Raw genomic sequence first — 19,833 nt, 5'->3', positions numbered from 1 at the left:
TACCTTATTGGAAAGTGTTACCTGCCTATGGGTGACTTGTTTGATGATTTCACTCATGTCTCATTCGGTGACAGGGATTTATCAAAGCATTGAGAGTCACTTATTCTTTATCAACTTTGAAAATTTTTATCGTCATAGCCAAAAATTAAGCATTTTGAATCAAGAAGAGAGCTATCTGGTCTTTTCGAAGCATACGATTCATTGTGGTCAAAGAAAATTGGAAGTTCCTCCTCAGATAAGTCTTTTATATCAAGATAAAATAAGGTTGAATAAACAAGGGGGAAATCACTCATTAGCTACAATTGCTTTTCAAACAAAGCAAGGAAGATTTACTTATAAATTAAACTTGGGGAGCGGTACCTATCAAAAAACGAAATCTTAAAGCCTATATTTTATATGAGAGTTTACTAGCAACAGCAATTCTTATCTTTATTGTGACACTTTTTGTGACTGCCATTAGTAGACAACAAAGAGAAATGGCTAGGATGCGTCATCGTCAAGAAGCTATGGCAGTAGCGTTAATGGCCGTTCAAACAAATCAGGACCAACTACAAGTAAATGGTTGCCGTATCCACGTAGTTAAGAATCAAAAGGGGCTTAGGATTAGTGAAAATCATCAGGAAATATTTAGGATTACAAAAAAATAATGTTTCAGCCTTCACCCTCATGGAATCATTAATTGCTTTAATGGTCATTTCAGGAACACTTTTGGTTTACCAAGGACTATCGCACTCTCTTTTATCCCACATGACCTATTTAAGAGAAAGTGATCAGGATAAATGGCTACTGTTTACTCATCAATTTCGTTCAGAATGCATAGGAGCGCGTTTTCGGAGTGTTCGAGGCAATCGGCTTTATATCGAAAAAGACGGTAAAGAACTAGCTTTTGGCTATAGCAGCAAAAAAGATTTTCGGAAGGCTTCGGCGCAATGGCACGGTTACCATCCCATGTTACTTAATCTCTCGAGTGCCCATATCTCTGAACAGGATCAACGAATAAGACTTGTGTTAAAATGGCCGAGTGGCTTGGAAAGGACCTTTATTTATGATTTTAAGGAAAAATCTTAAGGCTGGGGTGCTTCTCTATGCTATTGTTATCAGTGCCGTTTTTATCTGCCTGATACAGGTTTACTTAGGTCAAATTCAGGATTTTAAAAGGGAACACCAAGCACAGGTTTCTAACCTGACAGCATATTTAATCGGGGAAACAACTAAAGAATTAGCCAAGGGTTCAAGTGGTGATTTGCAGTTTGAACAGGGCTATGCACGTTATCAGCTTGAAGAGGAGAAATTGAAAGTTTCTGTATCGTTAAAAGGTGGTCAGAACTATTGTTTTGTTTATGTAATCACTTTACAAGAGCAAACGGAACATTCAGAATTTGAGATGAAAGATAAGCAGACTAGGAAGACAAAAACTAAAAAAAGAAACTTACCTGTCTTACCCTAAATGCCTTTCTTTTCTTTTAGCACTTATTTTGATATGATAGCTTTATGAACTTTGAAAAAATTGAGAAAGCCTACGAGCTTATTTTGGAGAATAGTCAACTCATTGAGAATGAGCTTAAGACGCATATTTATGATGCTCTAATTGAGCAGAATGCCTATTATTTAGGAGCTGATGGAGCCATTGAGCAGGTCTTGAAAAACAATGGCGACTTGCATGCTTTAAACTTAAGTAAGGAAGAGTGGCGTCGCGCCTTTCAGTTTGTTTTTATAAAGGCTGGCCAGACGGCAAAATTACAAGCTAATCACCAATTTACCCCCGACAGTATTGCTTTTATCATACTTTTTTTGATGGAGCAGTTGCATAGCGGGGATAGCTTGGACGTGATTGAGATTGGTAGTGGCACAGGAAACCTTGCTCAGACGCTATTAAATAATAGTCTTAAAAAGATCAACTATCTGGGTTTAGAACTAGATGATTTATTAATTGATTTGTCAGCCAGTATTGCTGAGGTGATGAAATCCTCTGCAATCTTTCTCCAAGAAGATGCTGTTCGCCCACAAGTGCTAAAAGAAAGTGATATTATCATTAGTGATTTACCTATTGGTTATTATCCTAATGATGAGATTGCAAGTCGCTATCAGGTGGCAAGTGCTGAAGGTCATACATATGCCCATCATTTATTGATGGAGCAATCATTGAAGTATCTCAAAAAGAATGGCTTTGCGATTTTCCTAGCACCGAGCAATCTTTTAAACAGTCCGCAAAGTGATGTGTTGAAAAAATGGTTAAAAGACTATGCTCAGCTGAGAGCGGTCGTGACCCTGCCAGAATCTATTTTTGGCAATCAAGCAAATGCAAAATCCATTATTGTCCTACAAAAGAACACTGAAAAAAATGGTGAAACCTTTGTTTACCCACTGACAGATTTACAATCACCACAGGCTCTTCAAAGGTTTATGGAAGAGTTCAAAAAATGGAAACAAGATAATGTTTTTTCATAAAATTTTTGATATAATATTATAGTATTACAGAAAACGATTTCAAGAGAGGTTAACAATGTCAAAAACAATTGCAATTAATGCTGGTAGTTCAAGTCTGAAATGGCAACTTTATCAAATGCCTGAAGAAACAGTTCTAGCACAAGGGATTATCGAACGTATTGGTTTGAAGGATTCTATTTCAACTGTAAAATTTGATGGTAATAAAGAAGTTCAAGTGACAGATATTCCTGATCACACAATGGCTGTAAAAATTCTTTTAAATGACCTCATTCATTTCAACATTATTTCTGCCTATGATGAAATTACAGGTGTAGGACATCGTATCGTAGCGGGTGGTGAATATTTTACAGACTCAGTTTTAGTTGATGACAAAGTTGTAGAACAAGTTGAGGAATTGTCTGCGCTCGCACCATTGCACAACCCTGGAGCTGCTGCTGGTATTCGTGCTTTCCGTGATATTTTACCAGATATTACAAGTGTTTGTGTGTTTGACAATGCCTATCACATGACAATGAAAAAACATACTTATATGTATCCAATCCCACAGAAATATTATACTGACTACAAAGTCCGTAAATATGGGGCACATGGAACAAGTCATAAGTATGTTGCACAAGAAGCGGCTAAGATGCTTGGTCGACCACTAGAAGAGTTGAAAATTATTACAGCTCACATTGGTAATGGGGTTTCTATCACAGCAAACTATCATGGTGAATCAGTCGATACGTCTATGGGCTTCACTCCACTTGCTGGACCAATGATGGGAACTCGTTCAGGTGATGTTGATCCTGCCATTATTCCTTACCTGATTGAGCGCGATCCTGACTTAAAAGACGCTGCTGATGCTGTCAATATGCTTAACAAGCAATCCGGTTTAGGTGGTGTATCTGGTATTTCAAGCGATATGCGTGATATTGAAGATGGGGTTCAAGCTAAGAATCCAGATGCAGTATTGGCTTATAATATGTTTGTTGATCGCATCAAAAAATATATCGGTCAATACTTCGCAGTTTTAAATGGTGCTGATGCCTTAGTCTTTACAGCAGGTATGGGCGAAAATGGACCACTCGTTCGCCAAGATGTCATTGAAGGTATGACATGGTTTGGTATGGAACTTGACCCAGAGAAAAATGTTTTTGGCTATCGTGGTGATATTTCAACACCAGACTCTAAAGTTAAGGTCTTGGTGATTTCTACTGATGAAGAACTTTGCATTGCACGTGATGTTGAGCGCCTAAGACAAAAATAAGAAAAAGAATTAGCGATTTTAGGATTTAATCACCTTTGATTAAGTCTCAAAGTGAAGAAAAAGTTCCAACGAGGTCCTTTTTCTTCACTCTTTTTTTGAACTTACGGGAAAGGGTAATAGCAGGCTTTTCATACGAACCATTGGGTGATTTTTATTTCAAACAGTCTTTCGTTAAGATGTCATGTTTAGTCATCTTTAATGAAAGCTTTTTATTGACAAATAAGGTAAAGTATACTATACTTTTTATGTAAAGCTTAGTTTACATTTGGAGGGAATATGAAAAATAAATTACAAGAACTCCGAAAGGCAAAGAAACTTAGTCAGGCAGAATTAGCAGATGCCATGAGTGTCACTCGTCAAACAATCATCTCTCTTGAAAAGGGGCGTTATAATGCCTCCTTAGAATTAGCTTTTAAACTGGCACGCTATTTTCATTTGACTATTGAAGATGTCTTCTATTTTGAGGAAAGCGGGGAAGAAGAATGATTAATCATTTTATTAAGAGTGTTACCAAAGAAAAAAGTATGGCAGAGTTTACGACAGTTTACCGTAGGGGAGCGATACTAGCTATCTTATTAGCACTTATATTAGGTTTTCTTAGTTTAAGGATTTCATTTTCGTCCTACACGAAAGGATTTGTCTTGGGCATGTCATTGGCTTTATTTGTCTTGGCAATTCGAAAATATATGGTGCTACATGATCAAAGACGACTTAAGGCTATTTATATTAAGAGTAAAGATGAACGACAAGGTCTTATTCTGTTAATCTCATCTGCTCTTACGCTCGCCTTGCAAGTTATGTTTATAATTGCTTTTTTATGCTTAAATGCCTTTTTTGAGATAACTTTTGATTTTCGACTTTTGTTAATCTGTGATTTATATTTGCTTATCATTTCTCTTTTTGGAATGGAAATGCTGTTACAACGAATAATGTAAGGAGAAAAAGAATGAAAGCTTTTTTATCAAAACTAAAATGGATTTTCCTAGCTATTGCTATCCTTGTGGTTGAGCAAGCGCCTCTGCTGTTAATAAGAAAAGGGCAAGCTCTCTGGCAGGTTTTGGTCTTAACTCTTGTGATGTTAGCTCTTGTTATTGGGGGTTGGTGGATTGCAAAGAAACTGGGTTTCTTTGCAACTGAAAAAGTTAGTGATTATGGACCGGCCTTATGGGTTGGATTAGGCTTTGTCGCATTAACGACTATTAAGTCTCTTGGTGCTATGCTCCTCTTTTTTGAACATGGCGCAAAAGCAAACACTACCAATCAGGCCATGTTAGAAAATGCTGGACTCCATCCGCTCCTTCTTTTTATGCTAGCTGCACTAGTAGCTCCGATGATTGAAGAGCTTATTTTCCGTGGGCTTGTTTATGGTAAAACGTTTGGTCGACAGTCTTGGCTTGGGCTTCTTTTAAGTAGTTTTCTCTTCGGTCTTATCCACATGCCCTCAGATATTGGTTCATGGGTCATCTATGGCGGTATGGGCATCGTGTTAGGTGTGGTTTACATGTTTACGAATAAACTAAGTTATACCATAGCTATACATGCTCTTAACAACGGCATAGCAGTAGTTCTTATGCTGCTCATGTCATCACATTAATGCAAAAAAGACCTGTGACAAAAAGACGTTCATTTTGAGAGTTTTGATCATCACTTTTCATTCTGATAAATGAGATAAAAAAAGCGAACAAAGCAAAATTCTGACTATCAGAAAACGCGTTTGTTCGTTTTTTATATTTGAGCTTAGACTTTGTCTCAGACTCTCAGCTGTTTTTTCTTACATCGTTTTAGCTTTTTCAATCGTTTTGCTAATAGCAGAGCTGATAGCTGACGGCATCCCAGTCCGTTCGAGCTCTAGTAGCCCAGCAATGGTTGTTCCCCCCGGACTGCAAATCTTGTCAATTAAGTCATTAGGAGACTCATGTCCTCTTAATAATTGTTGTACACTAGCTGAGACGGTCTGGCTGATAATGTCTAAGGCCTTCTCTTTTGGAAGGCCATGTGCCAGCCCAGCCTTAGCCATTGCTTCAATAAAGAGGTAAATATAGGCTGGGCTTGAGCCAGCTAAGGCTGTAAAGGTGTCAAAGTCTGTTTCAGAAATATCAAAGCAAGAGCCAAAAGAGGTTACAATGGCTTGGGCTAGTTCTTTTATTTCTTGATTGACTTGGTCATTGCATGTGATTGCGGTGGTACTTTTGAGGATTTGGGCATTCATGTTAGGCATGATGCGGATCAGTGGTAAATCAGAACCGACTAATTCTGCTAGCTTGGCTAGGGTGACACCGGCTGCCATAGACATGACAGGTTGCTTAAAGGTTAAGGGAGAGAGGACAGCCTGATAAGCCTGTGGCTTTATCCCTAAAATCAAGAAATCAACTTGGTCAATCAAGTCTTGATGGGACTGAGCATAGTCGAGGTCAAGCTCTGCCGCAATTTCTTTTGAACGTTGGAGTGAAGAACCTGAAATAATAATCTGATCTGGTCGTGTTTTAAGGCCTTGAATGATTGCGCGAGCCATTTTGCCTACGCCGATGAAACCTATTTTCATGAGAATAGCCCAACCTTTCTAGTAGTTTTTAATGAGGTCAACCGTAGAACGATCAAGTTTTTTGATAATTGCTTGAAGATAGGCTTGCGCTTCTAGGAAGTCGTCCATGGCATAGAGACTTTGGTGTGAGTGGATATAGCGGGCGCAGACACCGATAGTTGTTGAAGGGACACCGTGATTTTTCAGGTGTGCTGCCCCAGCATCTGTCCCTCCTTTGGCGCAGTAATATTGGAATTTAATGCCAGCTTCTTCAGCAGTTGTTAGTAAGAAGTCGCGCATGTTCTTAAGCATGATATGGCCTGGATCATAAAAACGCAGTAGGGTACCGCCCCCAATAGCCCCTTGATCACCATTAATATCGCCTGCAGGAGAGCAGTCAACGGCAAAGAAAAGTTCAGGATCAAATTTGGTTGTTGACACATGTGCTCCACGTAGGCCGACTTCTTCTTGGACATTAGCCCCAGCAATGAGGGTGTTGTTGAGTTCATGGTCTTTAAGGGCCTCTAGTAATTCTGTGACCATAAGCACACCATAACGGTTGTCCCAGGCCTTGGAGATGATATTCTTTTGGTTAGCTGTTAAAATAGTTTCTGATTGGGGAACAATAATGTCCCCTGGGGCTAAACCATAGCTTAGGGCTTCGGCCTTATCTGTAAAGCCAGCGTCAAAGATGATGTTTTCAACCTTTGGTAGGCTTGAGCTGCCACCAGAATGACGGAGGAAATGTGGAGGGACAGACCCTGAAATAAGGGGAATAGCCTTGCCTTCTCGAGTATAAAGGGTAAAGCGCTGCGAGCTAACCACGAGCGGATTCCAGCCACCGATTTCGACAACAGCTAGACTCCCGTTGTCATTGATATGGCTAACCATAAAGCCAACCTCGTCCATGTGTGCAGCTACTAGAATGCGGGGTGCATTTTCAGCTTTACTTTCTTTAATGCCGAAAATACCGCCAAGACCGTCAGTCTCTACATGGTCAACAAGTGGCCTTATCTTTTGGCGAAGAAAGTCACGGACATGATGTTCGTAGCCAGCGATACCGTCTAATTCTGTTACTTCTTTAATTTTCTTAAATAAATCTGTCATATAAATCTCCATTCCTCCATTAGCCTTGCATCTCCAGCCTTCTATTTGGATTTTAAGGGTACCGAGATGATGCTATCACCCTTATTCTACCACTTTTGAAAGTCCTTGGCTAATTGACAAGTCATTTTGTTGTGAAGGACCAATTCTTAGTGAAGTCCTTGGCCTATTTGCTTAAAAGTATGATAAAATGAAAAGTATGAACAAAAAAAGAATAAAAAACCTCTTAGGGCTTGCCGGTATTTCGGCCATAGCTCTCTTAGGTTTAACCTTAAAAAACAAGTATGAGGATTACCAAAGAGATAAGATGACGGCTGATTTGCGTCGCTTTTTCTCTGAGATGGGACAGATCGATGTGCTCTATTTCAATGCCGCTGAATCTGAAAAAGATTGCCACAAGGGTGGCTTGGTTTTTGCAGATGGCAGAGCTTATCGTTTTAGTTACTCTAAAGGTGATATTGTTTATGAGGAGGAGACCTATGATTAGCCCTAAAACTTCTGAAGAATTAACTGAACTACTGAACCGGCAAGATAGGCTTGTTCTCTTTTTCACGGCGGATTGGTGCCCTGATTGTCAATTCATCTACCCTGTTATGCCGGACATTGAAGCTGAGAATGAGCAGCTAACCTTTGTTGCTATCAATCGTGATGATTTCATGGAAGTGGCTCAGGAGTGGAATGTTTTTGGCATTCCCAGTTTTATCGTTATTGAACAAGGCCAAGAAGTTGGTCGTTTTGTCAGTAAATTACGGAAAACAAAGGCTGAGATTAATCAGTTTTTAGCAGAATACAATAAAGCAGAAAAGGACCAATAATGATTTTTGCATATAATAAAGAACAAGTCGGCGACGTTTTGATGGTTATTCTTGAAGAAACAAAACCTATCAAACGTCAAGTGGAACGTCAAGGTAAAGTGGCGCGGGTCTTTGCCCAAGAAGATGGCAGGACCTTAGCTTGGAACATTTTCCAAGTCTCCTCTTTGGTGACTGTTAAAGGCAATGGCCAGGTCTTCTTATCAGAATCAGACATCAAAAAACTAAATGCAGAACTAGCTAAAGAAGGCTTTGCTGAAGAATTAGAAGCCAGCCAAGAACCAGTCTTTGTGGTTGGTCAAATCCAAGAGATGGTAGCCCACCCAGACAGTGATCACCTTAATATCTGTCAAGTTGCCATTGGATCAGATAAAAGGGTTCAAATTGTCGCAGGTGCACCTAATGCTGCTGTTGGTCTGAAAACAATTGTGGCTCTTCCAGGGGCAATGATGCCAAGTGGTAGCCTTATCTTCCCAGGGAAGCTCCGCGGAGTAGATTCATACGGTATGATGTGCTCTCCACGTGAACTAGCCCTCCCAAATGCTCCGCAAAAACGTGGTATCATTGAATTAGACCAGTCAGCACTTGTTGGGGAAGCCTTTAACCCAGCTAAGCATTGGCAGGGATAAAAAAACATGATTATAAACAAAAAAACCTTAGTTTCCAAACTGAACTAAGGTTTTTTAGAGCCTTTAGTAAGAAAATAGCTAATGAGAGTTGTAAGAGCAGCAATAAAAAGACTGCCGAAAAAATCATAGTACCAGTTACCTCTTGTTATTTGAAACCAGATAAAACGGGAAAATAATAAGGTTAGAAAAGTACCGACGGCAAATGTCAATGTCATCTTTTAGTCTCCTCTTTTTAATTTAAAATAACAGATCTGTGAACAAAAGACAAGGCTAAGGCTTAGTGATAAGGAGTTTGGAAGTTTTAGCCTTTAAAAGAAATTTATCTGTTAAAATCAGCTTATTTGTTCAACTATTTTCGGATAAGTAATTAGGAGGACGAAAAATGTATAATAAAGTAATTATGATTGGTCGGCTGGTTAGTGATCCTGATTTAATTAAGACGCCAAACGATAAGCACCTGTGCCGTGTTTCAATTGCGGTCAATCGACGGTTCAAAAATGCCGAAGGTGAACGTCAAGTTGATTTTGTTAATCTTGTTCTTTGGGGACGATTAGCTGAAAGTCTGACTTCGTATGGTAGCAAGGGTAGTCTGGTTTCGCTTGATGGGGAGCTACGTATCCGCAAGTACGAAAAAGACGACAAGACAGCTTATATGACTGAGGTTTTATGCCAATCCTATCAACTCTTAGAGAGTCGCGCTCAGCGGGCTGTTAGAGAAAACAACTTGGCTGATGATCTTTGTGATTTACTTCTAGACGAAGAGGCACTTCCTTTTTAAGTGTATCAGACCATTTAGATAGTTCTAAATGGTCTGATTTTTATAGTCAAGAAAAGAGGAGTTACAGGAAAAGGGGATTTCGATTGGGTATGATGGCATTAGTTTTGCTTGGTTTGATGGCTTGTCGTCAAGTAGTGACTACTAACAGAAACCATGTCAAAACCGGCATTATTCAATATGCTGAACATGCGGTTTAGATGCTGTTTTACTCAGATCAGACCTTGATGACCAAGCCACTGCTTACTCATAAAAATGGTGTCACTGCTTCAATGATTTTTTTTTGATATCTTGAAATATCTAAGGGTGAGTTAATTTCAAAAACCCCCTTATTACGTACTTCAATCGTAGATTTTTTTGAATTTGTTCTAAAGCGTACAATCCATTTCTTTACACTGTTATCAATCAATACGTTAAAATAACTCTTGTTATCACGATAAATCACGCGAGTGGGGTCAATTGTATCTTTTAACAACATTTTAACAACTGTATAGACTTCAAGTTCTTGTGGTGTAGTAACGATGTCATTTTGTAGTTCATCTTCATTAGTTGTCCGGTTTTCTGAAACAACTTCTGTTTCTTTCACTTCAACATTTGTATTTAGCGCCGCACTTAATTTTTCGTTAACCCTATCATTTATAAATTGGTTGAACCCTTTAGCAATGATAGGTTTAAAATTATCAAGAACATTTTGAGTTTTAACCCCGTCATAGATTTCCGAAACAAGGTACTTTAAAAATGAATCAGTTGGTGCATTAATATTTTCGTTTAAAAAGCTTTTTAAATTATTCAAATATTTTAATTCTGATGCAGATGACACAATGTTATCAATATCAAAATTTTCTTTATGGAATTTAATAATTTCGTTGAATTGATTATCTTTAATATCTGTGATGTCAATGATAAGAAAGGGAGTGGTATCCATTTTGTTTGGCTCATCTAAATCAGTAAAAAATTTATACTCTTTACCATTTGTAAGTAATCCAAATTTTGATGTAGTGGTACCAAAATACCTAAACAGTTGAGAATCATGTTTCGTCAATTCTTGATTTATGGATTTGCACTCAATTAGGATTTGTGGCTGTTTATCAATGATGATAGCATAGTCAACTTTCTCTCCTTTCTTTATTCCCACATCTGCAGTAAATTCAGGGACAAATTCAAGAGGATTAAAGATATCGTAGCCTAGTGCTTGGAAGAATGGCATAATAAAGGCATTTTTAGTTTGCTCCTCATTCGTAATATTGCTACTTAGCTCACTTACCCTCTTACCAACTTGTTTTAACCCGTCTCTAATTTTTTCGATTTCCATTTTTAGACTCCTTTACTGAATCAAAAGCGGTAAAACGCTTTCATTGATAATATTATAGCAATTTTTATAGCAGTCTACAATAGTGGAACTTAAGCTATTAGAGGTTAAAATGATTGTTGTAGCAAACTAATGAATGATGGTTTGGTACGGGGTTAAAGTTTTGATCACCAAGTTCAAGAAAAAAGATTGAAGAAAATAATCCCAATTGGACTTTTTCTTCAATCTGAACGACTCACAAAAGTGGGTTGTTTTTTTTACAATAGGTCTAATGTTTTCAGTTTGTCGTCAATCATTTGGAGGACTTTGCTTAAGTCTTCAGGATTCTGGACAAAATCTAAGGCGTCACCGTCGATTCTCATTTTGGGTGAAACCTCATATTCCTCATACCACGTCGGGTATTCTTCGTGGACTTGGTAGTAGTATTCTTCTAAGCCTGGGTTATCATCGACTTGTTCAAAAGAGCGCCCCCGTTTGGCGATGCGTTCCAACATTTTCTCAAAAGAAACGTCAATATAAATTAAGAGGTCAGGCCGTTTCTTGGGCATGCCTTCTAATTCTTCCAGCATGTTGGCCAGCAGTTCTTGGTAGATATCAAGTTCTGCTTTGGTGACATTGCCATTTTTGTAATTGAGCTTCAAAAAGAGCTCGTCTTCAAAAATAGAACGATCGAGAACGTTATTATCAGCTTTGTAGGCCTCTTTAATAGATTTGAACCGTTTGTTCAAAAAGAAAATTTGGAGTAAAAAGGCATATTTCTTAGGGTCTTGGTAGTAGAGATCAAGAACGGGGTTATTGTCAACAGCTTCATAAAAAACATCAGTCCCCAAATAATCTCCAAGAGCAGTAGCAAGAGAGCTCTTACCTGCTCCAATAGTTCCGGCTAGTACAATCAACATGATTCTCCTTCAATGGTCTTAGCGAACTTGGGCAAAAATCTCTTGGACTTGTGCCAAAGTATCAGCGCGTGATACAGCTCCACGGACTTTAGCAGCCCCAGCAGTGCCGCGTAAATAATGGGGAGCTAGCCCGCGGAATTCTCGGACAGCAATGGTTTCACCCTTGAGCTTAATTAAGCGGGTCAGATGGTCCTCAGCGATGTCCAGTTTTTTGGCAAATGGAAGATCAGGTAAGATGTCACCCGTCTCAAAAAAGTGGTTGATTTGCGTAAACAAGTAAGGGTTGTTCATGGCTGCGCGTCCAATCATTACAGCATCAACACCGATTTCCTCAATCATAAATTTGGCATCTTGGACAGTCCGCACATCGCCATTGCCGATAAAAGGAATCTTGGTCAGCGCTTTAGAGACGCGCGCCAGGGTGTCGTGGTCACATCTTCCTGTATACATCTGCTCACGGGTCCGGCCGTGCATAGCCAGCGCAGCAACACCCGCAGACTCGGCAGCAAGGGCATTTTCAACAGCCAGCGAACTATCCGCCCAGCCCGTGCGCATCTTAACAGTGAGTGGTATATCAAGGACCGATGTCACTTGGGAAACGATGTGATAGATTTTGTCGGGGTCGCGCAACCATTTGGCACCGGCTTCATTTTTGACAACTTTATTGACCGGGCAGCCCATATTAATGTCAACAATATCAGCCTTGGTCTTGGTTTGGATAAAATCGGCAGCCCGTTTTAACCCTTCCGCATCACCCCCAAAGAGTTGAATGGACATGGGGTGTTCTGTCTCGTCAATGTGGAGCATGTGCAAGGTTTTTTCGTTGTTATAGAGGAGGCCTTTTTCAGAAATCATCTCCATAACCACTAGGCCAGCACCAAATTCCTTAGCAATGGTCCTAAAAGCAGAGTTGGTGACACCAGCCATGGGGGCCAAAACCGTGCGGTGTGGGATGTCAACCGTCCCAATCTTAAAAGATGAATTAAGCTTTGTCATTGATAATCCCTTTCAAATCGTGGTCGTCAAAGTGATAGATGGTTTGACAGAACTGGCAAACAATTTCGGCGCCATGATCCTGGTCAATCATGTCTTGTAAATCACTATTAGGTAAGCTCATTAGGGCTGACTCAAACCGTTCCCTAGAGCAGTCACACTGGAAGCTGAGAGGCTCTTCAGAAAGCCGTTTATAAGGATCATCACCATAAAGGGCATCTAGGAGAGCTTGAATAGGGTCTTCAGAGAGGAGTAAACTTGAGATGGCAGGCATCTTTTGCAATCTCTCCTCGTAGCGGGCGATTTCCTCTTGACTAGCTCCGGGCAGGGCTTGCAACATAAAGCCTCCGGCCACTTTAACCTTATCCTCCTCATCAAGGAGAACGTTCAAACCAACAGCAGAAGGGGTTTGCTCTGACTCGGTTAAGAAATAGGCAAAATCTTCACCGATTTCGCCAGAAATCAAGGGTGTTGTTGACGTGTAGGGGTTACCTGTGCCATAGTCAACAATGGAGACAAAGTGGCCCTTACCCATAAAAGGACCAACAAGGACCTCGCCAGTCGCCGTTTTTTTAATGTCAACGCCAGTGTTTTGAATATAACCTTTAACATGACCTTTGGTGTCAGCAACTGAAATGATATGACCAAAAGAGGAGTCACCGATGACTTTGACGGTCACCTTGCTATCCCCTTTTTGGTTGGCAGCTAAGATTTGGTTGGCAATCAGGGTGCGACCAAGCGCCACTGTCGATGATGACAGGGTGCCGTGTTTCTCCTGTGCCTTTTTAACAGTTTCGGTACTATCAAGCACAAAGGCTCTAAAAGAGCCAGATTGTGCCAGTGATTTAATCAATTTATCCATAACTATTATTATAGCATAAAGACCCTTTTCTGACCCTGAATCACCTCTTAATTTTTAAGGGGATTACCCTCTATAGGAAGAGGACTAGCTCATCTTATTAGCAGATGAGCTAGGGTCAGTTATGAGGGGTCGTCAGTTTGCTCTAAGCAGGTCATGAAATGTTGTTCCACTTTTTCTTTTAGGTAGTGGTTTAGTTCTTCAAGGGCGATACTGGGGACTAACTGGCTGAAAAAGTAAATGTCAATGCCTTCGCTTTTTTCTAAGCTAATATCCGTTAGGACCAGGTCGTACTTCTTACGGATAGCCCGCATGTCAATCTCGTAATGGTCATGGATAGTAATATCGAAATAGTGCCCGGTGAAGGCTTTTAAGAATTGACCAGTGTTTCGGGTTCCTTTTTCAATGACCAGAACTTTTTGCTGGCTGATGGACTGACTGAGGTGTAAAAAGAGGTTATCCCAGTTGACCAGTAAAGAATACAAGAGCTGTTGCGCTTGTTTTTCCGGACAATCAATCCCTCGCTTGGTGAAAGGGGTGAGAAGAGCTTTTTTCAAGGCTTCTAAGAGTAAGGGGTAAGATTTTTGGAAATAGTCAATGTAGGGCTCTTTATAGTCATAGACTAAGTAGCTCTGATAAGCGTCATGTTCTTTTAAGATTGTGGCATTATGCAAAATCTTTGCAATCTCTTCGGCGTTAGCAATAGGTAGCGAGAGGCGTTTTTGGATAGTCCCCAAGGTCTCTAGCCACTCCTTATAAGAAATGATGTTTGGCTCTTCTGGTGCTGGAGGAAGAGTCTGAGAGCTATCGTCTTGGGGATTGACCATGATTTCCTGATGGAAATAGGTTGAGAAGATTTCTGACAGGGCTAAAGCGTCTAGTGGCTGGGTAAAATCTTGCCAAAAGAGCTGGGCCAGCTCCTGCAAGTTGGGATCCTCTTTGAGTTTTTGAAAGAGGCGGGTGCTTCTGGAGTAGGTTTGGCTAATGCGGTAGCCTTTAGCAAAACGGATAATGTTAACACCAGCAACAACTTTCAGGTGGTGAAAGAAAAAGTGACTCATCGGGGTGTCCAGTTCCTGAGCGATGAGGTCAATCAAGCGCATGACCGCTTTTTCATTCACCCGATTGACGAAGGGCCACTGGTCACAATCATAGGCCTCAGAAAAATACTTGAGGTAAAGAAGCCTAATGTCCTCTTCTCTGCCTTTGATGCTAATGCTTTTAAAGTCAATGTAGCAACTGTAAACCAGCTGCAGAAAATGGTTGGTACGCTTAATTAAACGTTTAAGGGTCGACAGACTAATAAAGAGACTTTCAGCCAATTCGTCTAGCGAGTCGAAGCTTTCAAAAAAGATTGCTTCTATTAAACGTAAAGAGGGGGTCTCTAATAAGATCGACTGGTAGAGCTTTTGTGGTCCCGATTCCTTTTGGTAATCGAGTGTTAAATAAGGCCCTTTATAAGGAAGAGATTTGATTTCAGAAAACGTCGACAAATGCGCAATCTCAGTTTGGAGGGTTAGAAAAGAACAGTCTAAATGATGACAGATGTCCTTATAATCACAGCAATGCTCTTCTTGGTTGAGCAGTTTGAGTAAATTAAAACTACGTAGTTGTTGATTAGAAAATAATTCTTTAGTGGTTATCATCTTTTCTCCTTGACATGTTGGGCTTGGTTACTCCTCCTAGATCAAGGTATTACGGGTGTCTGGCCATTTTTAGTTAGGGTGATTTCCAATAAAAATGGCTGGAAGAAAACCAGCCTGCAATACTATTATAAACTAACTTGTTTAATTTAGCATTCATAAATTTAAATTTTTATTAAAAACGTGGACTTTAATATTAATGAGCTGTGATATATACTAGGAACGTAGTTGACCAAGTGTGCCCAAATAACTGTTATGACAGCCTTGACAGACTTGTCAAACTAACAAAAAAATGAGAATTTTCATGTATATAAGGAGAAAGAAAATGAAAAACAATATGAAACACCGCAAACATGCGTTACGAAAAGCCGTAACAGCAGCGGTATTAGCAGGAACAGCCTTTTCCAGCTTTGGCGGTGTTCTTGGCACAGTAACGAGTTATGCAAAAGAAAAGGATTCTGAATTAATAAAAAAAGAGCTTGATAATTTGCAAGAATTTGTTGTTAAAAAAGTAGCTGAGAAAAAAGTGGCTGAGTATGGTTTAAATGGTAAAGAAGAAAAAATAGAAGAAAGAATCCTAGAAGAGACAAAAAAATTCTTAGAAACTTTGTCAGCTGATACTTTGGGAGAGCTGGTTTCTCATATGGATAATGGAAGGTTTGGCTATCCATATGAAAAGCTTCATACTTATTCCAGTGTATTTGGGACATACAGAAATAATGATAAAAATGATTGGAAACAAAATTCTTTAAGTTTAATTTCGTTAATTATAAAAGAAATTGAAAATCGTGTTAATCAAAATGAGAACCGTAAGAAAGAACTACTGGAAAAAACTGCTGAAGTTGAACAGTTAAAGGGTAGAGAAACTGACCTTGAAAAAGAGAAAAGTAAGTTAGAAGATTTGGCTCGAGAAGCAAAAATTAAATCTCAGCAACAGGAAAAAGATTTGAAGTCTGCTCAAGATCAATTGGAAGCCTATGCAGAGTCAACAGAAAACTTAAGCAAGCAAATTCTTGATCAAGATGAAGAAAATACTGGGTTAAAAGAAGAGTTGAAGAAGACTAAAGCTGAATCTGAAGCAAAACTTGCTAGCCTTGAAGAGCGTTTAGAGGAAGCTACTCTGGAATTCGAGAATGCAAGACAAGAATATGATAAACTATTAGCTGAAGAAGAAAGCCGTAAGCAAGAATTAATGAAAGAAAATGAAGATTTAAAAGAAAATCTTGCCACTGCTGAAACCTTCTTTAATGAAGCGCGAGTAAAATTAGAGGCAGCTGAAAAAGCAAAAGCAGATCTTGCTTCAGAACTTGAAAAAGCAAAAGCAGATCTTGCAGAAGTAGAAGCTAAGTTAGCAGAAGCTGATAAGGTAAAAGTAGAGCTTGAAGCAAAAGTAGCTACATTAACAGAAGAACTTGAAGAAGCTAAGGTAGAAGCAGAAAAACTTGAAGCAAAAGTAGAAGTACTTGCCAAAGAACTTGCAGAAGTCAAAGCTGAAAAAGAAGCCCTTCAAGCTGAAATTGACAAGCTTAAAGAAGAGCACCAAAAAGAAATTGATGCCCTTAATGCTATTCTCGCTGAAAAAGATAAACTTATTAAAGGTTTAGAAGAAGAAGTTGCTAAAGCTAAGGAAGAAGCTGAGAAGAATGCGCAAATGAGTGCAGAAGAAAAAGCCAAATTACAAAAAGAATTAGACCAAGCTAAGAAAGACTTGGCAGACATGCTTAATAAGATGCCAAATAAAGTGGAACCACACACTGGTGGAACAGCTCAAGCTGGTCAAAACAATGCAGCAGCAAACAACAACGCTGAGCACTTACCATCAACAGGTGAAAAAGCGGTTAACCCACTTCTTGTGGCAAGCGGCTTGTCACTGATCATTGGTGCTGGTGCCTACACTTACGCTGCTAAACGCAAGAAAAACTAAACCTTACTCGATAAAAAGTCGTAAGACAAAAAACATATTTTCGATTCATTAAGACACCAAATCCCTTATCACTGATAAGGGGTTTTTATAGTGCACCTGATGAATCAAAACCCTTAGGCCTGTCAGGCCTAAGGGTTTGGTGATTTAGGCTAGGATAGCCACTTCTGGGAAGAGTTCCTGTAAGATTTTAGGTGTCAAGGCTTGGCCTGGTCCTTGGTAAGGGTAAGTGTGCATGTACATAGAAGGGTTAAAGTTGACTTCAATGCAGTGGACATTGGGTTGGTTGAGGTCTGCTTTTTCTGTGATATCAGCTATGATGAGGTCAACGCCGCAGACCCAGGCGCCGATAGTATCGGCCATCTGGGCAGCCAAGTCCTTGTAGGATTGGTCCATCTGGTCTGTCAGGTCGATGGAGTCGCCGCCGGTTGAGATGTTGGAGTTGCGGCGCAGTTGGACCCTGACCCCTTTTGCTAGAACGGTCTCTTCTTGATAGCCTTCTTGGGCGAGCATCAGTTTTTCAATGGGGCCTACTTGGATTTTTTCTAGGGGTGAGCGGTGGTCACTGCCTCGTAAAGGGTCTTGGTTTTTGAGGGCCACTAGTTCCTTTATGGTGTGTTTGCCGTCGCCCACGACGTTAGCAGGGAGTCGCAGGAGAACGGCCTGACAGGTGCCATTGAGGGTAAAGAAGCGGTATTCTGTACCTGTGATAAAGGCCTCCACCAAAACAGCACTATCTTCAGCAAAGGCTATGTCGAGAGCCTTTTCGTAGTCAGTCTGACTGGCTGGTTTTTGAAAGATGGAAATGCCGAGGCCGAAATTGGTTGACTTAGGCTTAACCACGATGGGTTTCTCTGCAATCAGGGGATAATAGCGTAAAGCCTGCTCTTTACTGGCAAACTCTTGCCCTTGCGGGGTAGGGAAGCCCGCTTGGTCTAAGAGCTTTTTAGTCACCGTTTTGTTAGCCATGGCCAGTGGCACCACGTAGTTGTCCTTGGAGGTCATGTTACCGTTTTTGACCAGCTCGACATGGTCCTTATGCCAGAGCTTTAGGAACTGGTCCTGTTCGTCCAGGATTTCAAGATGGATCCCCTTTTGAATGGCATCAAACATGAGCATTTGCGTCGAGAGCTCCATGCTTTCGTAGCCCTTGAGTGCGTAGGGCGCCTGTCTTGCTTCTTGATGGTAGGCTAGGGCTTGTTTTAAGCCAAAGGCTGCCAGTGAAGCGTCAGCGATGTGACTAAAGATCCGACCGCAGATGGTTCGCTCAGGTGCCTTTAGAGCTAGTGCCATCTGGTCAACCAAGTCCTGATAGTAAGCATCTAAGTGGAAGTGATCAAGGAGGCCCTGCATAGCCTCTAGAATCGGCTGCGGGTCTGCTTGAGCTGGTAGTGGGTCACGTGGGCCAGCTAGAGCGACAGCTTCATTGAGTTCTTTAGCAGCCTTTAGGCGCTGGTCGCAGTCCTCGAGGTCATCAAGCCAGAGGAGGGCGAGAAGGAAGAGGTGGAAGCTGTCTAGGGTCTCTTGGCTAATGCCTAGCGGGTCAAAGGGGTCAATGTCAAAGTTGCGGAATTCCAGGTAGCTGATCCCTTTTTTTAGGTAGTCCTGACTAGAGCTACTGCCACGTAGGCGGACAGCTGAGTAGAACTCTTTTTCTAGGGATAGTTGGCCTTGGTCAATGCTGGCTTGGATATCATTGATGTAGGCTTCCAGTGAGGAGAAGGAGATATGTAGGGACTTGGCGTTACTGTAGCCATAGGCCCTGCTAGCTCTGAGGGCACGGGCTAAGCCCTGTGGCCTGGTCGGGTAGAAGTCTTTTTCGGCCAAGGGTGATGCCCCAAACAAGTAGGTCACAAACCATTGGTAGTTGAGGAATTGGCGGGCCAATTTCATGTAGACTTGGTTTTTAAAGGCTACCAGATTATCACTCTGACTCAAGTCAAAGAGGCTTTGCAGGAGGTTTTGTCCTAGGCCAAAATTGTAGTGAAGGCCTGAGATGGACTGAAGCTTTTTCCCATAGGTTTTCACCAGGTGCTTGCGGTAGGCAACTTCCTCTTGGTTTTCTAACTTGGCCACTTGGATATCCTGGTCTTGCAGGTAAGGGGGCATGGATAAGGGCCAGATGACTTCTTTTTTTGCCAGTGATGCTTGGGTCACGTCCCAGATGGCCCCTAGTCGCCGTCTGGCCTGACTAGTGGAGTAGGAGATGGGGGTGATCAGTTCCAATTGCTCCTCACTAAAATCAGTTTGAATGTAGGGGTGGAAGCTGCGTGAGCCTAAGCAGACCGGGTGGTCAGTTGTTGCGATTTGACCCGACTCCGTAATGCGCAAGCCCTCTCTTTCTAGGCCAAAGGTTGCTTCTAAAATATTAGTCTGATGGGGTAGTTCTTGTAATAGCTGATTAAGCATTCTGTCTCTACTTTCTCTTGTGTACTCTTGTTCCAGTTTACAATTTTAGGGGCTGAAATACAATCTTTTGACACTTAAAGTCTAAAAAAGCAAAGCCTTTTTCAAGCTTTGCTTTTGGCTGGTAAGATGGGAGTTTACAGGGGCTATTTTCCAAAGCCTGTTTTTCAGCTTCTTGTTCCATTTGATATCTTATTTGGGGGTCAGGGAGGTTTTAGGTCTATTCTACCCTAAGAGACGTCTTTTCTAAAGTTTTAGGGAGTTT

23 protein-coding genes are annotated in these 19,833 nt (G+C 40.8%); 14 read left to right on the top strand and 9 right to left on the bottom strand.

Features of this window, described 5'->3' with window-relative positions; genetic code table 11:
* Positions 1 to 43 precede the first annotated feature (43 nt).
* From comGD to STRPS_RS03965, 9 genes are all read left to right on the top strand, one after another.
* Positions 44 to 382, top strand: a complete 339-nt coding sequence (gene comGD / locus STRPS_RS04000) for a competence type IV pilus minor pilin ComGD (protein ID WP_007896399.1) — start codon at positions 44 to 46, stop codon at positions 380 to 382.
* Positions 383 to 434: 52 nt separating this feature from the next.
* A complete protein-coding gene (comGE, locus tag STRPS_RS10370; protein WP_255261105.1) occupies positions 435 to 647 on the top strand; it encodes a competence system putative prepilin ComGE in 213 nt (70 codons plus the stop codon).
* Positions 607 to 1,068 carry a competence type IV pilus minor pilin ComGF gene (gene comGF / locus STRPS_RS03995; RefSeq protein WP_007895294.1) on the top strand — a complete coding sequence of 154 codons (462 nt, stop codon included), beginning with the start codon at positions 607 to 609 and terminating at the stop codon, positions 1,066 to 1,068. The genes comGE and comGF overlap by 41 nt, the downstream gene beginning before the upstream one ends.
* Positions 1,046 to 1,447 carry a competence type IV pilus minor pilin ComGG gene (gene comGG, locus STRPS_RS03990; protein ID WP_007895389.1) on the top strand — a complete coding sequence of 134 codons (402 nt, stop codon included), beginning with the start codon at positions 1,046 to 1,048 and terminating at the stop codon, positions 1,445 to 1,447. Before comGF ends, comGG begins: the two co-directional genes overlap by 23 nt.
* A gap of 44 nt (positions 1,448 to 1,491) precedes the next feature.
* Positions 1,492 to 2,448, top strand: a complete 957-nt coding sequence (locus tag STRPS_RS03985) for a class I SAM-dependent methyltransferase (protein ID WP_007895578.1) — start codon at positions 1,492 to 1,494, stop codon at positions 2,446 to 2,448.
* Positions 2,449 to 2,503: 55 nt separating this feature from the next.
* The gene (locus tag STRPS_RS03980) at positions 2,504 to 3,697 is read left to right on the top strand and encodes an acetate kinase (RefSeq protein WP_007895376.1); all 1,194 of its coding nucleotides are present in this window, start codon (positions 2,504 to 2,506) and stop codon (positions 3,695 to 3,697) included.
* A 276-nt stretch (positions 3,698 to 3,973) separates the two neighbouring features.
* Positions 3,974 to 4,183: a helix-turn-helix transcriptional regulator gene (locus tag STRPS_RS03975; RefSeq protein ID WP_007895522.1), complete on the top strand. Its 210-nt coding sequence runs from the start codon at positions 3,974 to 3,976 to the stop codon at positions 4,181 to 4,183.
* A complete protein-coding gene (locus tag STRPS_RS03970; RefSeq protein ID WP_007895660.1) occupies positions 4,180 to 4,632 on the top strand; it encodes a hypothetical protein in 453 nt (150 codons plus the stop codon). Before STRPS_RS03975 ends, STRPS_RS03970 begins: the two co-directional genes overlap by 4 nt.
* An 11-nt stretch (positions 4,633 to 4,643) precedes the next feature.
* The gene (locus STRPS_RS03965) at positions 4,644 to 5,291 is read left to right on the top strand and encodes a CPBP family intramembrane glutamic endopeptidase (RefSeq protein WP_007895353.1); all 648 of its coding nucleotides are present in this window, start codon (positions 4,644 to 4,646) and stop codon (positions 5,289 to 5,291) included.
* A 177-nt stretch (positions 5,292 to 5,468) separates the two neighbouring features.
* Here the strand turns inward: STRPS_RS03965 and proC are convergent, their stop codons facing one another.
* Both proC and pepA read right to left on the bottom strand, forming a co-directional pair.
* The gene (gene proC / locus STRPS_RS03960; protein ID WP_007895331.1) at positions 5,469 to 6,239 is read right to left on the bottom strand and encodes a pyrroline-5-carboxylate reductase; all 771 of its coding nucleotides are present in this window, start codon (positions 6,237 to 6,239) and stop codon (positions 5,469 to 5,471) included.
* Positions 6,240 to 6,257: 18 nt separating this feature from the next.
* Positions 6,258 to 7,325: a glutamyl aminopeptidase gene (pepA, locus tag STRPS_RS03955; RefSeq protein ID WP_007895486.1), complete on the bottom strand. Its 1,068-nt coding sequence runs from the start codon at positions 7,323 to 7,325 to the stop codon at positions 6,258 to 6,260.
* A gap of 196 nt (positions 7,326 to 7,521) precedes the next feature.
* Here pepA and STRPS_RS03950 point away from each other — a divergent pair, with 196 nt between their 5' ends.
* The 3 genes from STRPS_RS03950 to ytpR are packed head-to-tail and all read left to right on the top strand — an operon-like array spanning position 7,522 to position 8,763.
* A complete protein-coding gene (locus STRPS_RS03950; protein WP_007895673.1) occupies positions 7,522 to 7,809 on the top strand; it encodes a DUF4651 domain-containing protein in 288 nt (95 codons plus the stop codon).
* Complete coding sequence (locus STRPS_RS03945; RefSeq protein WP_007895267.1) at positions 7,802 to 8,137, top strand: thioredoxin family protein; 336 nt, start codon at positions 7,802 to 7,804, stop codon at positions 8,135 to 8,137. The genes STRPS_RS03950 and STRPS_RS03945 overlap by 8 nt, the downstream gene beginning before the upstream one ends.
* Positions 8,137 to 8,763 (top strand): YtpR family tRNA-binding protein, encoded by a 627-nt coding sequence (ytpR, locus tag STRPS_RS03940; RefSeq protein ID WP_007895568.1) that lies wholly within the window; start codon positions 8,137 to 8,139, stop codon positions 8,761 to 8,763. The genes STRPS_RS03945 and ytpR overlap by 1 nt, the downstream gene beginning before the upstream one ends.
* A 44-nt stretch (positions 8,764 to 8,807) precedes the next feature.
* Here ytpR and STRPS_RS10610 read toward each other — a convergent pair whose 3' ends face one another.
* On the bottom strand, positions 8,808 to 8,978 hold the full coding sequence (locus STRPS_RS10610; RefSeq protein WP_007896340.1) for a hypothetical protein: 171 nt from the start codon (positions 8,976 to 8,978) through the stop codon (positions 8,808 to 8,810).
* A gap of 167 nt (positions 8,979 to 9,145) precedes the next feature.
* Between STRPS_RS10610 and STRPS_RS03935 the strand changes: the two genes are divergently transcribed.
* Positions 9,146 to 9,541, top strand: coding sequence for a single-stranded DNA-binding protein (locus STRPS_RS03935; protein ID WP_007895291.1), 396 nt, complete (start codon positions 9,146 to 9,148; stop codon positions 9,539 to 9,541).
* Positions 9,542 to 9,785: 244 nt separating this feature from the next.
* Here STRPS_RS03935 and STRPS_RS03930 read toward each other — a convergent pair whose 3' ends face one another.
* From STRPS_RS03930 to STRPS_RS03910, 5 genes are all read right to left on the bottom strand, one after another.
* Complete coding sequence (locus tag STRPS_RS03930; RefSeq protein WP_007895351.1) at positions 9,786 to 10,850, bottom strand: type I restriction endonuclease; 1,065 nt, start codon at positions 10,848 to 10,850, stop codon at positions 9,786 to 9,788.
* Positions 10,851 to 11,104: 254 nt separating this feature from the next.
* A complete protein-coding gene (locus STRPS_RS03925) occupies positions 11,105 to 11,746 on the bottom strand; it encodes a deoxynucleoside kinase (protein ID WP_007895671.1) in 642 nt (213 codons plus the stop codon).
* Positions 11,747 to 11,764: 18 nt separating this feature from the next.
* Positions 11,765 to 12,742, bottom strand: a complete 978-nt coding sequence (gene dusB, locus STRPS_RS03920; RefSeq protein WP_007895377.1) for a tRNA dihydrouridine synthase DusB — start codon at positions 12,740 to 12,742, stop codon at positions 11,765 to 11,767.
* Positions 12,729 to 13,601, bottom strand: a complete 873-nt coding sequence (gene hslO / locus STRPS_RS03915; protein WP_007895665.1) for an Hsp33 family molecular chaperone HslO — start codon at positions 13,599 to 13,601, stop codon at positions 12,729 to 12,731. The genes dusB and hslO overlap by 14 nt, the downstream gene beginning before the upstream one ends.
* A 119-nt stretch (positions 13,602 to 13,720) precedes the next feature.
* On the bottom strand, positions 13,721 to 15,244 hold the full coding sequence (locus STRPS_RS03910; RefSeq protein WP_007895350.1) for a M protein trans-acting positive regulator PRD domain-containing protein: 1,524 nt from the start codon (positions 15,242 to 15,244) through the stop codon (positions 13,721 to 13,723).
* Positions 15,245 to 15,566: 322 nt separating this feature from the next.
* On the opposite strand from STRPS_RS03910, the gene STRPS_RS03905 reads away from it, so the two are divergent.
* Positions 15,567 to 17,165, top strand: a complete 1,599-nt coding sequence (locus tag STRPS_RS03905) for an LPXTG cell wall anchor domain-containing protein (protein ID WP_007895330.1) — start codon at positions 15,567 to 15,569, stop codon at positions 17,163 to 17,165.
* Between the two features lie 144 nt (positions 17,166 to 17,309).
* Here the strand turns inward: STRPS_RS03905 and gshAB are convergent, their stop codons facing one another.
* Positions 17,310 to 19,571, bottom strand: coding sequence for a bifunctional glutamate--cysteine ligase GshA/glutathione synthetase GshB (gshAB, locus tag STRPS_RS03900; protein WP_007895494.1), 2,262 nt, complete (start codon positions 19,569 to 19,571; stop codon positions 17,310 to 17,312).
* Between the last annotated feature and the right edge of the window lie 262 nt (positions 19,572 to 19,833).

Origin of the sequence: Streptococcus pseudoporcinus LQ 940-04, from assembly GCF_000188035.1 — a bacterium.
GTDB lineage: Bacteria > Bacillota > Bacilli > Lactobacillales > Streptococcaceae > Streptococcus > Streptococcus pseudoporcinus.
This window is presented reverse-complemented; position numbering and strand designations above follow the sequence as displayed.

Excerpts from the sequence above, each read along its gene's own strand:
- STRPS_RS03905 (WP_007895330.1), top strand. The coding sequence starts at position 15,567 with ATGAAAAACAATATGAAACACCGCAAACATGCGTTACGAAAAGCCGTA.
- ytpR (WP_007895568.1), top strand. The coding sequence starts at position 8,137 with ATGATTTTTGCATATAATAAAGAACAAGTCGGCGACGTTTTGATGGTT.
- STRPS_RS03975 (WP_007895522.1), top strand. The coding sequence starts at position 3,974 with ATGAAAAATAAATTACAAGAACTCCGAAAGGCAAAGAAACTTAGTCAG.
- STRPS_RS03925 (WP_007895671.1), bottom strand. The coding sequence starts at position 11,746 with ATGTTGATTGTACTAGCCGGAACTATTGGAGCAGGTAAGAGCTCTCTT.
- proC (WP_007895331.1), bottom strand. The coding sequence starts at position 6,239 with ATGAAAATAGGTTTCATCGGCGTAGGCAAAATGGCTCGCGCAATCATT.
- pepA (WP_007895486.1), bottom strand. The coding sequence starts at position 7,325 with ATGACAGATTTATTTAAGAAAATTAAAGAAGTAACAGAATTAGACGGT.
- comGD (WP_007896399.1), top strand. The coding sequence starts at position 44 with ATGATTTCACTCATGTCTCATTCGGTGACAGGGATTTATCAAAGCATT.
- dusB (WP_007895377.1), bottom strand. The coding sequence starts at position 12,742 with ATGACAAAGCTTAATTCATCTTTTAAGATTGGGACGGTTGACATCCCA.
- STRPS_RS03935 (WP_007895291.1), top strand. The coding sequence starts at position 9,146 with ATGTATAATAAAGTAATTATGATTGGTCGGCTGGTTAGTGATCCTGAT.
- STRPS_RS03945 (WP_007895267.1), top strand. The coding sequence starts at position 7,802 with ATGATTAGCCCTAAAACTTCTGAAGAATTAACTGAACTACTGAACCGG.
- gshAB (WP_007895494.1), bottom strand. The coding sequence starts at position 19,571 with ATGCTTAATCAGCTATTACAAGAACTACCCCATCAGACTAATATTTTA.
- STRPS_RS03980 (WP_007895376.1), top strand. The coding sequence starts at position 2,504 with ATGTCAAAAACAATTGCAATTAATGCTGGTAGTTCAAGTCTGAAATGG.
- STRPS_RS03910 (WP_007895350.1), bottom strand. The coding sequence starts at position 15,244 with ATGATAACCACTAAAGAATTATTTTCTAATCAACAACTACGTAGTTTT.
- hslO (WP_007895665.1), bottom strand. The coding sequence starts at position 13,601 with ATGGATAAATTGATTAAATCACTGGCACAATCTGGCTCTTTTAGAGCC.
- STRPS_RS03985 (WP_007895578.1), top strand. The coding sequence starts at position 1,492 with ATGAACTTTGAAAAAATTGAGAAAGCCTACGAGCTTATTTTGGAGAAT.
- comGG (WP_007895389.1), top strand. The coding sequence starts at position 1,046 with ATGATTTTAAGGAAAAATCTTAAGGCTGGGGTGCTTCTCTATGCTATT.
- STRPS_RS03970 (WP_007895660.1), top strand. The coding sequence starts at position 4,180 with ATGATTAATCATTTTATTAAGAGTGTTACCAAAGAAAAAAGTATGGCA.
- STRPS_RS10610 (WP_007896340.1), bottom strand. The coding sequence starts at position 8,978 with ATGACATTGACATTTGCCGTCGGTACTTTTCTAACCTTATTATTTTCC.
- STRPS_RS03930 (WP_007895351.1), bottom strand. The coding sequence starts at position 10,850 with ATGGAAATCGAAAAAATTAGAGACGGGTTAAAACAAGTTGGTAAGAGG.
- STRPS_RS03965 (WP_007895353.1), top strand. The coding sequence starts at position 4,644 with ATGAAAGCTTTTTTATCAAAACTAAAATGGATTTTCCTAGCTATTGCT.
- STRPS_RS03950 (WP_007895673.1), top strand. The coding sequence starts at position 7,522 with ATGAACAAAAAAAGAATAAAAAACCTCTTAGGGCTTGCCGGTATTTCG.